10 protein-coding genes are annotated in these 13,269 nt (G+C 72.4%); 4 read left to right on the forward strand and 6 right to left on the reverse strand.

Annotation, left to right across the window (positions count from 1 at the left end; all coding sequences use genetic code 11):
- Window positions 1-33: 33 nt before the first annotated feature.
- A complete protein-coding gene (locus ACQPZG_RS29760) occupies window positions 34-456 on the forward strand; it encodes a secondary thiamine-phosphate synthase enzyme YjbQ (RefSeq protein WP_433548775.1) in 423 nt (140 codons plus the stop codon).
- 59 nt (window positions 457-515) lie between these two features.
- Here ACQPZG_RS29760 and ACQPZG_RS29765 read toward each other — a convergent pair whose 3' ends face one another.
- Complete coding sequence (locus tag ACQPZG_RS29765; protein WP_433548776.1) at window positions 516-929, reverse strand: hypothetical protein; 414 nt, start codon at window positions 927-929, stop codon at window positions 516-518.
- A gap of 721 nt (window positions 930-1,650) precedes the next feature.
- Here ACQPZG_RS29765 and ACQPZG_RS29770 point away from each other — a divergent pair.
- Window positions 1,651-3,015, forward strand: a complete 1,365-nt coding sequence (locus ACQPZG_RS29770) for an FAD-dependent oxidoreductase (protein WP_433548777.1) — start codon at window positions 1,651-1,653, stop codon at window positions 3,013-3,015.
- Window positions 3,016-3,341: 326 nt separating this feature from the next.
- Here ACQPZG_RS29770 and ACQPZG_RS29775 read toward each other — a convergent pair whose 3' ends face one another.
- The 4 genes from ACQPZG_RS29775 to ACQPZG_RS29790 all read right to left on the reverse strand — a co-directional run bounded on the left by ACQPZG_RS29775 (window position 3,342) and on the right by ACQPZG_RS29790 (window position 7,020).
- Window positions 3,342-4,409, reverse strand: a complete 1,068-nt coding sequence (locus ACQPZG_RS29775; protein ID WP_433548778.1) for a YncE family protein — start codon at window positions 4,407-4,409, stop codon at window positions 3,342-3,344.
- A 142-nt stretch (window positions 4,410-4,551) separates the two neighbouring features.
- Entirely contained in the window at window positions 4,552-5,664 is a 1,113-nt protein-coding gene (locus ACQPZG_RS29780) for an alpha/beta hydrolase family protein (protein WP_433548779.1), read from the reverse strand.
- Window positions 5,665-5,838: 174 nt separating this feature from the next.
- Window positions 5,839-6,522: an HAD family hydrolase gene (locus ACQPZG_RS29785; protein WP_433548780.1), complete on the reverse strand. Its 684-nt coding sequence runs from the start codon at window positions 6,520-6,522 to the stop codon at window positions 5,839-5,841.
- 18 nt (window positions 6,523-6,540) lie between these two features.
- Window positions 6,541-7,020, reverse strand: a complete 480-nt coding sequence (locus ACQPZG_RS29790; RefSeq protein ID WP_433548781.1) for an Lrp/AsnC family transcriptional regulator — start codon at window positions 7,018-7,020, stop codon at window positions 6,541-6,543.
- 282 nt (window positions 7,021-7,302) lie between these two features.
- Here ACQPZG_RS29790 and ACQPZG_RS29795 point away from each other — a divergent pair, with 282 nt between their 5' ends.
- Complete coding sequence (locus ACQPZG_RS29795; protein WP_433549598.1) at window positions 7,303-8,772, forward strand: FUSC family protein; 1,470 nt, start codon at window positions 7,303-7,305, stop codon at window positions 8,770-8,772.
- 102 nt (window positions 8,773-8,874) lie between these two features.
- Here the strand turns inward: ACQPZG_RS29795 and ACQPZG_RS29800 are convergent, their stop codons facing one another.
- Complete coding sequence (locus ACQPZG_RS29800; RefSeq protein WP_433548782.1) at window positions 8,875-11,229, reverse strand: phosphoketolase family protein; 2,355 nt, start codon at window positions 11,227-11,229, stop codon at window positions 8,875-8,877.
- Between the two features lie 861 nt (window positions 11,230-12,090).
- Between ACQPZG_RS29800 and ACQPZG_RS29805 the strand changes: the two genes are divergently transcribed.
- Entirely contained in the window at window positions 12,091-13,185 is a 1,095-nt protein-coding gene (locus tag ACQPZG_RS29805; RefSeq protein WP_433548783.1) for a lactonase family protein, read from the forward strand.
- Window positions 13,186-13,269 lie beyond the last annotated feature (84 nt).

Here is a 13,269-nt window from a genome sequence, read left to right on the forward strand (position 1 = left end):
CGGCGCGGTCCTGCGGTGCGCGAACATGGACATATGGCCGACACCTTCAGCACCCACGTCCTGAACGTCACGACCGGTTCGCGGGAGACCGTCACCGACCTCACCTCAGCCTGCGAGGACTTCCTCGCCGAAGCGGCCCAAGGCCGCGACGGCCTCCTGAACATCTTCGTCCCGCACGCCACCGCGGGCGTCGCCGTCCTCGAAACCGGCGCGGGCAGCGACGACGACCTCCTCGCCGCCCTCCACACCCTGCTGCCCTCCGACGACCGCTGGCAGCACCGCCACGGCACCCCCGGCCACGGCCGCGACCACGTCCTGCCCGCCCTCGTCCCCCCACACGCGACCTTGCCCGTCATCGGCGGCCGTCTGGAACTGGGCACCTGGCAGTCCGTCTGCCTGGTTGACACCAACGTCGACAACCCGGACCGGAAGGTCCGGTTGACCTTCCTCGGCTGAAGCACCGGAGGGGCCGGGCGAGCCGCTCCGGCCGGAGCGGGCGCGCCGGTCCCGGGACCTCACATGCGCAGGAGCTGTTCCGTGGCCTCCTGGTACTGGCGCAGGGCTCGCCGCAGGTCCTCCGTGGGGACGGTGTCCTCGGCGGGGGTTCCGGTCTTCTCGTTCTGCCAGACCGCGCGCAGCGCGCGGCGCTGCTCCGCGAGGATCTCCGTCACCCGGGAGACGGCCTCGTCGTGGACGCGGTCGGCCTCCGACACGGCCTTGCCCGGTTCCGCGATGAAGAGGTTCAGGGCCTGCTGGAGCCGCGCGGTGAGGTCGTCCCGGTCGCCCTGCGGGAGCAGAACGGGAGTCTGGCCGCCTTCTGCGCGGGGAGGGGTGCCGGCTCGGGCGGCGGGGGTCTGCGGGGCGCGCTGCCGCACGGCGCCAGGGGGACCGGACGGGGGCTGCTGGGCGCGCTGCTGGTCGTAATGCATCAGATGTCGCCTTCCGTGGGTGGTGCGTGTCCGTCGGTGCGGGTCCGCGCCGTCCGGTGACGGAAAGGGCGAGCGGCGAGGGGGAAAGCCCGCCTCGCCGTCGGCCCCTCCGTGCGCGGAGGGATCCTTCGCAGGGTCTTCGTTTCCACGGGGCACGGGCGAAGCGGGGAAGCGGAATGTCCGCCCGGTCCCTGGGGCCGTGCTGCTGACGCCGTGCCGCCAGTCAATGCCCGGCGTCTCCCGTTGTCAACGACCCCTGTCGGCGCGAGGGGCTGCCGGTACGGGAACGCATCCCCGGGGGCCGGAAGTTGGCCGGTTCGGCACCTGTCCCCGCCGTGCCCACCGGCCGCACGCCCGCCCGTACCGCACCTGCCGGTCGGCGGCACGCCCGCCAGTGCCGCACCCGTCGTCGACTCCGAGTCGCAGAGGAGTGAAGTGGGCGGGGCGGTCCATGCGGATGTGACCGGGGAACGCGTCGTGGTGGCGATCGTGCGGGCCGGGCCGGCCTGTGGACCGGCCGCCGACCGGACATGGCTACGGGAGACGGCGCGGCGGGAGCCGGTACGGAGTCCGCGGAACGGAACGAGAACCCAAAGCAGTCCTGACGACTCCCATAAGGCAGCCTTATGACGTCATAGAGCGGACCCGGCTACTGACTTAGGTGTGCCTTAGTTTACGCTTCGGGTTGATTCGCTTGCCGCCCCTCGAAGGGAAACTGAACATGCCTCGCCCCCTGCGGGTAGCAATTGTCGGCGCCGGTCCGGCCGGTATCTATGCTGCCGACGCGCTGCTGAAATCCGCGGTGGCGGCCGAGCCCGGCGTCTCCATCGACCTCTTCGAGCGGATGCCCGCCCCCTTCGGCCTGATCCGTTACGGAGTCGCCCCCGACCACCCGCGGATCAAGGGCATCATCACCGCCCTCCACCAGGTGCTCGACAAGCCGCAGGTCCGCCTCTTCGGCAACGTCGACTACCCGACGGACATCAGCCTCGACGACCTCCGCACCTTCTACGACGCCGTCGTCTTCTCCACCGGCGCGACCGCCGACCGGGCGCTCGACATCCCCGGCATCGACCTCGACGGCTCCTACGGTGCGGCCGACTTCGTCTCCTGGTACGACGGCCACCCCGACGTGCCGCGCACCTGGCCGCTGGACGCGGAGAAGGTCGCCGTCCTCGGCGTCGGCAACGTCGCCCTCGACGTGGCCCGCATCCTCGCCAAGACGGCGGAGGAACTGCTGCCGACCGAGATCCCGCCGAACGTCCACGAGGGCCTGAAGGCGAACAAGGCCCTGGAGGTGCACGTCTTCGGGCGTCGCGGCCCCGCGCAGGCCAAGTTCAGCCCGATGGAGCTGCGCGAGCTCGACCACTCGCCCAACATCGAGGTCATCGTCGACCCCGAGGACATCGACTACGACGAGGGCTCGATCGCCACCCGGCGCGGCAACAAGCAGGCCGACATGGTCGCCAAGACCCTGGAGAACTGGGCGATCCGCGACGTCGGCGACCGCCCGCACAAGCTGTTCCTGCACTTCTTCGAGAACCCGACCGAGATCCTCGGCGACGACGGCAAGGTCGTCGGGCTGCGCACCGAGCGCACCGCCCTCGACGGCACCGGCAACGTCAAGGGCACCGGCGAGTTCAAGGACTGGGGCCTCGGCGCCGTTTACCGCGCGGTGGGCTACCTCTCCGACGAGCTGCCCAAGCTTCCCTGGGACGTCGCGTCGGGCACCGTTCCCGACGAGGGCGGCCGGGTCATCGAGGAGACCGGCGAGCACCTCCGGTCGACCTACGTCACGGGCTGGATCCGGCGCGGTCCGGTCGGCCTCATCGGTCACACCAAGGGTGATGCCAACGAGACCGTCGCCAACCTGCTCGACGACTTCCAGAACGGCCGTCTGCACGCGCCCGACTCGCCGGCCCCGGAGAGCGTCGAAGCCTTCCTCGGCGAGCGGAACGTCCGCTTCACCACCTGGGACGGCTGGTACAAGCTGGACGCCGCGGAGAAGGCGCTCGGCGAACCGCAGGGCCGCGCCCGCGTGAAGCTCGTCGAGCGCGAGGACATGCTGCGGGAGAGCGGCGCCTGATCCTGGTCAGGGCCGCCCGGCCCCCGGCGGCATCGCCTGTCCTCGGCCGGGCGGTCCTGGCACGGACGGCGGCCGGACCACGGACGGGCGGCCGATCGCCTTGAGTCCACCCCGTCCGGCCGACGCCCGGCCGGATGCGGTGAGCTGCGAAAGGGGGCCCGACGCGAAAGCGTCGGGCCCCCTTTCGGCTGCCCGCACCCGGTCCCGCAGGCGCGCCGGTGACAGTGCTGACGTGGTGTCATGAAGGCGGCACGAAATGCCGGTTCGGGACCCGGGCGGGGAGGCTGGGGTCCCGAACCGGCCTTTCGTGCCGGGCTGCGCCGCCGTCAGCGGCCGATGCGGATGCGGTGCGCCTGGTCCTGGCGCTCCGGGCCGACGGCCGACTTGTCCATGACGAACGCGGTGCCGCGCACGAACGTGACGTGGTTCGGGTTGGCGCCGGTGGTCAGCGTCTCGACGACAGCACCCTTGCGCGGGTCGACGACCGTGACGTTGCCGGCCGTCCGGTTGGCGACCAGTACCTTGCCCGAGCGCCGGTCGGCGGCAACGGACAGGGCGCCCGCGCCGGTCGGGACGGTCTTCGTGACGGCGCCCTTGCGCAGGTCGACGACGGAGAGCGTGCCCGCCGCCTGGTCCGCGGTGTACGCGGTGCGGCCGTCGGCGGACAGCGCGACCGAGATCGGGCCGTCACCGGTGGGGATGAGGCGCGGCTCCTTCGCGTACGGGGAGACCTCGACGATCCGGTCGCCGCCCAGGTCGGCGGCGTACACGGTGCCGGTGCGCTCGTTGAGTGCGAGCCCGGTGGGCTGGGTGCCCGCGACGGTCACGCGCTTCTTCTCCTTGTAGGTACGGGTGTCGAAGGCGACCACGGAGCCGTCGCCGAAGCCGCTCGCCCAGGCCAGGTTGCGTCGTTCGTCGACAACGATCTCGCGGGCGTGTGCGACGCCCGGCAGGGTCGCCAGGTGCTTGCCGTCGCGCTGGCTGTAGACGGCCACGGTGTCGTTGCGGGTGTTCGTCGTCCAGACCGTGTTGTGCTCGTCGTCCACGGCGATGCCGTAGACCGCCTCGACGGCGCCTGTGACGGCATCGGTCACCGGCGGGGTGTACGCCGCCTTCACCTGGAGCGTGCCCGGGTCGACCTTCAGCAGCGACGACTTGGTGACCGGCGGCCGGCCCACGGCGGCCGTCGCCCACAGGACGCGGTTGCGCTCCGAATACGCGGACTGGTAGAGCCCCGCGGTGAGTTGCGCGGAGGTGACCGTGGAAGGAGAGGCGGCACGTGGGCCGGAGTGCGGCTGCGCCGACGCGGTCCCGGTGAGGGTCAGGGCGCTGCCTGCGGCGACGGCGACGGCGGTGGCCGCCGTGCGGCGGATGCGGCGGGTGAGTGTGGGCATGCCGGTTGGGCCTCCTGGACGGAAGTGCCTCCTGGGAGAGGCGGACAGGAATCAACTTAGCTTAGGCTTGCCTAACCTCGCGACGATGGGGGTGTGTCACCGGTCACACCATGGCCAACGTCGGTGCGCAGGCGTCGACTTGTCACGGCGAGTGGAAACGCACCTCCGGGAAGCGGGCGGAGGGCCCGTCCAGCAGTGCGGTGTGCCGTCCGCGCAGGTGGGCGTCGGCGAACGCCGCGACGTACGCGCGGGTCAGCGCGTCCGCACGGTCGCCGTCGAGGTCCTGGAGGCCGAGGCCGAGCTGCTTGGCGAGCGGCGCGACGTCGGTGAAAGAGAGGTGCTGGACCCCGTCGACGCTCAACCACCGCTTCCAGCCCGTGAGTTCGGGCCACGTCTCGTCCCAGCTGGGATTCGGGGCGCCGGGTGTGCGGTTCGGGCGTCCGAGCATCAGGTACGGCCGGTCCAGCGGGACGTCGTTGGGGTAGTGGAAGTCGCCGTCCATGTTCAGGCCGGCGCGGACGCGGGGGTCGCGCACCATGGCCGGGACCGTACTGAAACCGCCCGCCGAATGCCCGGCCATGGCGATCCGGGAGCCGTCGACGCGTACACCGGTACGCAACTCGCACCGTGTGGCGGTCAGTTCGTCCAGCACGAAGGTGACGTCCGCGGCGCGCACCGCCCCGACCTTCGGGAAGTCCCGGTCCGCCTCGCGGTCCGTGGTCCGCCCGTCCGGGAAGGTGGTGCCGTGGGCCTCGTAGTTGTGTCCCACCGCGGCGACCGCGAACCCGCGGCTCGCCAGCTCCTCGGCCAGGCCCGACAGGGTGGCGCGCGGCATGCCGAAACCGGGCGACAGGACCACGAGGGGGAGCCCCGCACGGGGGCGGACCGGCCTCGCGCCCTCGATGGCGTGGGTGCGCACACCGCTCAGCACGTCCAGTGGCAGGTCGTACCCGCTGGAGGCGAGGTACAAGGTGGACTCGGCGGCCGTCATGTACGGGGCGGTGGGACCCGAGGGGCGGCGTGCCGGATACCACAGCGAGACCATCAACTCGCGTTTCCCGGTGGGCACCCAGGGGTCCGTGCGGCTGGTGTCCCTCAGGTGGAGCACGGTCAGGCCGATCGGATGCCCGCCGGTGGGCCTCGGCAACGCCAGGGGCGGGGAGCCGAGTTGCTGCGCCGTCGCGGTGCCGGCGGTGAGCCCGGAAACGGAGGCCGCGGTGACCGCGGCGCCGGTCAGAAAGGTGCGTCGTCTCATGGCGGGCACGTTACGGGGTACGGACCTCGCGTGCCGTCGGTCCGGGGATGTACATCGAAGGGCCGTCCGCACCCGCGCGACGACGTCCAGGAGTTGAGGCGTGCGCGGACCACATCTGCTACAGGTCGCAGGAGTTGTCCCGTTGCTCGGCGCCCGCGCCCCTCACGCACGTCTTCATGCGGTCAGCCAGGCGTACGTTCCGTCCGCCGTGAACTCGGCCTGCCCGCCCCGGAACAGCAACTCCGCCGTGCCGAACTCCGGGTCGTCCTCGCTGCCCCGTACGTACGGAATCGCCACGCAGCGCATCCCTGCCGCGGAGGCCGCCGCCACCCCCGGTGCCGCGTCCTCGAAGACCACGCAGTGTCCGGGCTCCACCGCGAGAGCCGCAGCGGCGGCGAGGAAGACGTCGGGGGCCGGCTTGCCCCGCGGAACCTCCTCGGCCGAGACGACGACCCGGCCGAGGTGCGCGTCGAGTCCCGTTCCCGACAGCACCGCCTCGATCGCCTCCCGCGACGAGCCGGACGCCACCGCCATCGGTACGCCGTCGGCGTGCAACCTTTCCACCAGCTTGCGCATCTCGGGGAAGACCTCGGTGGAGGCACGTGCCGACTCCAGATACAGCCTGTTGTTCTCGGCGAGCAACTCGTCGACGCCTGCGGCGATCCCGTACTTCCCCCGCAGGACCTCCAACGTCTCGCGGGTCCCGATCCCGATGAAGCGGGTGTGCTCCTCCCAGCCGAAGTCCGGCACACCGTGCCGTGCGAGGAGCCTGCGCCCCGCCGCGTAGTAGTTCGGCTCGCTGTCCACCAGAGTGCCGTCGAGATCGAAGACGACCGCAAGGGGCCGCAGAGTGCTCATGCCTCCAGCATGGGCCACTCACCGGGCGCGCGCGGCCCTTCCCACGGCCTCCACCAACGGCAGCATCCGGTGCGGCACCCGCTCCCGCAGCGCCACCTCCGTCCGCGTCCTGACGACCCCCGGCACCTGGATCAGCCGCTGGATCACGTCCTCCAGATGCATCGCGTCCCGCGCCACCACCCGTGTCAACATGTCTCCGCCACCGGTGATCGAGAACGCCTCCACGATCTCCGGCACCCGCGCCAGCGCTTCGCCGACCTCGTCCAGATGCCCCTGCGTCACCTCCACGTGGACGAATGCCAGCACCGGGTGCCCGAGCGCGGCGGGCGAGAGGGCGGGGCCCGTGCCGGTGATCACGCCGTCCCGCTCCAGCCGGTCCAGCCTGGCCTGGAGCGTGCCGCGTGCCACGCCCAGGAGCCTGGCGTACTCGCGGACGCTGGTACGCGGCTGCTCGATCAGCAGCCGCAGAATGCGGGTGTCGAGCTCATCCACGGGCATGTGCCACCTCCATGGTCCGTTGGCTCTCTTCTGGCCCACCAGTACCGCGTCGCACTGGTCCATTGGCACAGTGTTCACAGGTCGAGTTGAGCCAGTGTCCCACTTGATGCTTACCTCTCTCCACTGAGGGCGCCGCACAGCGGCCGGACCGGCGACGACGCCGCTCCGGACCAGCGGCGCCTTTTCCATGTGCTCTGCACGGGCACACCACGGGCGAAGTCGACACGAGGGGGCGGGGCTGCCGCTGTGAAGAAGATCTTCCACGCACCGGATCCGGGCCTGATGCGCCTGCGCAGCGGGCTCCGGGCCGTTCTGGGCATCGGGCTGGCGGTGACGCTCTCCGGCCTGGTCGGTCACTCACTGGCCGCGGCGATCACGGCCGGGCTGGCCGCACTGCTGGCCCTCTTCACGGTCGCCGACTCCACCGTCCGCAAGCAGGCGGTCACCACCGTGCTGCTGCCCGTCGTCGGATTCCCGGTCCTGGCGCTGGCGACGACGCTGCACGAGTACTCGTGGCTGCGTGACGGGGCGTTCCTCGCCGTGGTGTGCGCGGGGGTCTACGCCAGGCGCTGGGGTCCGCGCGGACACGCCCTGGGAATCTTCGCGTTCATGTCCTTCTTCATGACGCAGTTCCTGCACGCCGTCCCCGCACAACTGCCGGAGCTGTACGCGGCCGTCCTCCTGGCCCTGGCCGCCTCCTCCACGGTGCGGTTCGGCTTCTGGTGCTACGAGAGGCGCGTGCCGCCGCCCGTCGTGCCCGTCGCCGAGCCCACCCGCGGCCTGGCCCGGGTCACCACCCGGCAGGCGATCCAGGCGACCGTGGCCTCCGCCTTAGCCCTCGGAGCGGGGCAGTTCCTGTCCGAGGAGCGCTGGTACTGGGCCGTCGGCACCGTCTGGTGGATCTTCGTGAACACCACCTCGCGCGGGGAGACCCTCGTCCGCGGCTTCCGCCGGGTCGCCGGCACGCTCACCGGCATCGCCGTCGGCCTGGTCGTGGCGGTGGAACTGGACGGGGCGCCGGTGCCCACCGCCGCCCTGGTGGCGGTCTGCGTCTTCGGGATCTTCTACACGGCCGCCGTCTCGTACACCTGGATGATGCTCGCGGTGACCCTGATGGCCGGCCTGCTCTACGGGCTGCTCGGCGTCCTGGACCACGACCTCCTGGTCCTGCGCCTCGCGGAGACGGGGGTCGGCGCCCTCGGGGTGGTGCTGGCGGTGCTGATCGTGCTGCCCGTCTCCACCCATGCGACGACCCACGCCTGGGTCCACCGTGCCGTGCAGTGCGTGCACACCTGCACCGCCGACGCCGCGGCCCGGCTCGCGGGGGACCCCGACGCGGACCCCGCCCGGAGCGTGGCCGAACTCGAACTCCTGCTGGGACGCGTCCGGCTCTCGCTCGCCCCACTCGTCCACCCCCTGAGCCCGCTGCGCGGCAGGAAGGACCGGGCACGCCAGGTGCTGGCCCTGCTGGACGACTGCGTCCGGGACGTACGGGCGCTCGCCAGGATCGCCGCGGACGCGGAGGCGTCCCACGACGCCCGCCTCACCGCCGCCTGCTGGCGGGTGGAACGCGCGGTGGAAGCCCTGACGACGCCGGGACGCGCGTACGAGAAGGACGAGGTGGTCACCGGCGAGGAGCACGCCGCCGAGGTGACGGCCCTCGTCCACGTCCACGCGATCGTGCGCGCACTGGAACAGCTGGCCGCACCCCTGAGCGCGCGCCCGGAATCCTCCTCGGCCGGAAGCTGCTGAGGCGGCGCACGTCGGGCGCCCGCACCCCGGACGCGCCGAGCCCCGCGGGCGTCCGGACCCGGGTGCGCCGGGCCATGTGAAGGGCCCGGCGCCGCCCCGGGGTCAGCCCGTCCAGGTCCAGTCGGCGACCTCCGGCAGGTCCACCCCGTGCGCCCGGACCCAGGAGTGGTGGCGGGTGCGCATGTCCGCCATGGTCTGTCGCAGGGCGGCCGCGCGCACGGAGAGTCCCGGCACGCGGTCGATGACGTCCATGACGAGCCGGTAGCGGTCGAGGTCGTTGCGCACGACCATGTCGAAGGGCGTCGTCGTGCTGCCCGACTCCTTGTACCCGCGGACGTGCAGGTGCGGGTGGCCGGTCCGCCGGTAGGCCAGGCGGTGCACCAGCCACGGGTAGCCGTGGTAGGCGAAGATCACCGGCTTGTCGGTGGTGAACAGGGCGTCGTACTCGGAGTCCGGCATCCCGTGCGGGTGCTCCTCGTGCGGCAGCAGCCGCGTCATGTCGACCACGTTGACGACCCGGACGGTGAGCGGGGGCAGGTGGCGGCGCAGCAGCTGGGCCGCCGCCAGGACCTCCAGGGTGGGCACGTCGCCCGCGCACGCGAGGACGACGTCCGGCTCGTCGGCCGGGCCCTGCGTACCGGCCCACTCCCAGATGCCCGCACCGCGCGCACAGTGGGAGCGGGCCTCGTCGAGCGAGAGCCAGTCGAAGCCGGGCTGCTTGCCCGCGACGACGACGTTGACGTGGTCCCGGCTGCGCAGGACGTGGTCGGCGACGGACAGCAGGGTGTTGGTGTCCGGCGGGAGGTAGACGCGGACCGCCTCGGGGCTCTTGTTGAGGACGTGGTCCACGAAGCCGGGGTCCTGGTGGCTGAAACCGTTGTGGTCCTGCCGCCACACGTGCGACGTGAGGAGGTAGTTGAGGGACGGCACGGGGGCCCGCCAGGGCAGCGCGCGGGAGGTCTTCAGCCATTTGATGTGCTGGTTGACCATGGAGTCGACGATGTGCACGAACGCCTCGTAGCAGGAGAACAGGCCGTGCCTGCCGGTGAGGTGGTAGCCCTCCAGCCAGCCCTGGCAGGTGTGCTCGGAGAGGATCTCCATCACCCGGCCGTTCCTGGAGAGGTACTCGTCGGTCGGCAGGACCCCCGCCTGCCATGCCTTTCCGGTGGCGTCGAAGAGTGCGCCGAGCCGGTTGGAGTCGGTCTCGTCGGGGCCCACCACCCGGAAGTTCCTGGACCCGTCGGTGTCGCGCATGATCCGGGCGAGCAGCCCGCCGAGGACCCGGGTCGGTTCGTGCACGGACGCGCCCGGTTTGTCCACGGGGACGGCGAACTCCTCCAGCGGCGGCATCGGCAGGTCGCGGGTGAGGAGGCCGCCGTTGGCGTGCGGGGTCGCGCCCAGGCGGCGGGCGCCCTCCGGCACACAGGACAGGACCTGGGCGCTGGGACGGCCGTCCGCGTCGAAGAGTTCCTCGGGACGGTACGAGCGCAGCCACGCCTCCAACTGCCGCAGGTGCTCCGGGTTCTCGCGTACGGAGGACAGCGGTACCTGGTGGGAGCGCCAGGTGTTCTCCACGGGTTCGCCGTCGACGGTCGCGGGGCCGGTCCAGCCCTTGGGCGTACGGAGCACGATCATCGGCCACCGGGGGCGGTTCGGCGCGCCCCCGGGCGTACGGGCCGCCCGCTGGACGGCGGTGATGCGCTCCAGCGCCTGGTCCATGGCCGTGGCCATCTCGCGGTGGACGGTGGCCGGGTCGTCGCCCGAGACGTACAGCGGGTCGTGTCCGTAGCCCTTGAGCAGGGCGTCGAGTTCGGCTTCGGGGATGCGGGCGAGGACGGTCGGGTTGGCGATCTTGTAGCCGTTGAGGTGGAGGATCGGGAGGACGGCACCGTCGTGCACGGGGTCGAGGAACTTGTTGGAGTGCCAGGACGCGGCGAGCGGGCCGGTCTCGGCCTCGCCGTCCCCGATCACGCAGGCGACCAGCAGGTCCGGGTTGTCGAGGGCGGCCCCGTAGGCGTGCGAGAGGGAGTAACCGAGCTCACCGCCCTCGTGGATCGAACCGGGCGTCTCGGGTGCCACGTGGCTGGGCACCCCGCCGGGGAAGGAGAACTGCCGGAACAGCTTCGCCATGCCTTCCGCGTCCCGCGTGATGGTGGGGTAGGTCTCGCTGTAGGTGCCCTCCAGCCAGGAGTTGGCGAGGACGGCGGGGCCGCCGTGCCCGGGACCCCAGATGCACAGGGCGTCCTGCCCCCGGGCTTTGATGACGCGGTTGAGGTGCGTGTGGACGAGGTTGAGGCCGGGGGAGGTGCCCCAGTGGCCGAGCAGGCGGGGCTTGATGTGCTCGGGGCGCAGCGGTTCCGTGAGAAGGGGGTTGTCCAGGAGGTAGATCTGACCGACGGCCAGGTAGTTGGCGGCCCGCCAGTGGGCGTTCAGGTCGGCGAATGCGTTGCGTGCCACGTGTGCTTCTCCGTATCGGTGCAGAGGGGTGCGTGGGCGTGCCTGCGTGAGGAGGAAGGGGCGCGGGGCGGCTCAGGGGCGGGGGCGGCGGCTCCGTGGCCGGCGGCGCGGGGCGGGACGCCGCGGTGGACGGGGCAGGGCCGCGGCCCGACCGGTCTCCCGCGGCGGTTGCGCCCGACCAGGAGGCGCGTGGCGCGGGCGGCGTCCGGCGGCGCGGACCGGACCGGACTTCGCGCCACCTCGTCGCGTACGGGCACGGCGGCGGCCTCCGGGCGGACGGACGCCGAGGCCGCCGACTGCCCCGCCCGCTCGCGGCGGCCGTCGGAAGGCGCCCGGGAGCGCCCCGGGGCTCGCTGGGCCGGGCAGCGCGAGTCGTGGACGGCAGTCACTTCTCCACCGTGCACCAGGGTCTCGCGGAGTGCGAGCTTCCGGGATCCGGCGGTTCCTGTGCGCGCGGGAGCCGGCCACGCGTGAAATGAAGGGCCTCTCGTCCGCGTGATTCTCCGCTGCCGGGGGAAGCGAGCAGCATGCGCAAGGATCTTCAGCGAGCCGCCGGACCGGAACCCGGCACCGGCACCCCCGCTGTCGCTGCTCCTGCGGCCACGGCGTCCGGAACAACCGGAGCGGACACGGGATCTTGAACGGACGCGACGCCGCCCGGCGGACCGACGTACGACGACACCCGGCTCACGCCGCTGTGCACGCCGCACGAGGACGCGCCGCCGCACCGCGCACGGGGCGAGGACACGGCGACGGCGGGACGGATCCGGAACTCCCGGACGGTTGGTCTAGACCGCCCTGCTACGGTCGCCGGGCACGGACAGGCAGGACAGGCACGGACAGGTGGAAGGGGACTGCACCATGACCGGTGACACGGCATCGGAGAGCGGTGGCGGGCAGGGGCTGCACGGCGAGCCGCAGCGGGACGGGACGAGGGCCTTCATCGGCTCGTTCACCTCGGCCGGCGGACGCGGCATCACGACCGCGGCCGTCGATCCGGGGACCGGTGCGCTCACCGTGCTCGGCGCGACCGACGCCGTCGCCGACCCCTCGTACCTGGCGCTCGCACCCGGCGGGCAGCTCCTCTACGCAGTCAGCGAGACGGAGGAGGGCGCGGTCGCCGCGTTCGACACGTCGGACGCGGTGCCGCGGCTGCTGGGGGAACCGGTGCAGGTCGGCGGCGCCTCGCCCACCCACCTGGCGCTCGCAGGAGGGCACGCGGTCGCCGCCAACTACGGCTCCGGCAGCGTCTCCGTCCTGCCGCTGCACCCGGGGGACGGCACCCCGCAGACGCTGTCCTGCGTGCTGGAACACCGGGGCAGCGGGCCCGACAAGGACCGGCAAGAGACCCCGCACGCCCATCAGGTGCAGCCCGACCCCTCCGGTCGCTGGGTGGTCAGCGTCGACCTCGGGAGCGACTCGGTCCGGATCTGCACGCTCATCGGCACCGGGGCCCTGAGCGTCCACGAGGAGACGGCCCTGAGGCCCGGCAGCGGCCCCCGCCACCTCGCCTTCCACCCGCGCGGCTCGCACGCGTACGTGGTGAACGAGCTGGCGCCGACCCTCACCGTCTGCGGCTGGGACGCCGTCACAGGGGCCCTCACGCCGCTCGACGAGGTGGCCCTGCTCCCGGACGGCGTCCAGGGCGCCAGCTACGCCTCGGAGGCCGTCGTCGCCCCCGACGGACGCTTCCTGTGGGTCGCCAACCGCGGCCACGACAGCATCTCGGTGTTCGCGCTCTCCCCGGACGGGGCGAGCGCCGTGCTGCGCACCACCGTGCCGTGCGGCGGGCACTGGCCGCGCGACCTCGTGCTGGACCCGGCGGGCCGTCGCCTGTACGCGGCCAATGAGCGCTCCGGCGACGTCAGCTGGCTCGACGTGGACCCGGAGACCGGGGTGCCGCGCCTCGCGGGCTCGGTAGCGGCACCGGCGGCGTCCTGCGTGGTCTTCGGCTGAGCTGTACGTACACGCAGGCGTGCCGTACGCGTGAGGACCCGCACTCCGGTGATCCGGCGGGACGGGCCCTCACGCGCAGACGCG

This window comes from Streptomyces sp. CA-294286 (genome assembly GCF_050947155.1).
Classification (GTDB): domain Bacteria; phylum Actinomycetota; class Actinomycetes; order Streptomycetales; family Streptomycetaceae; genus Streptomyces.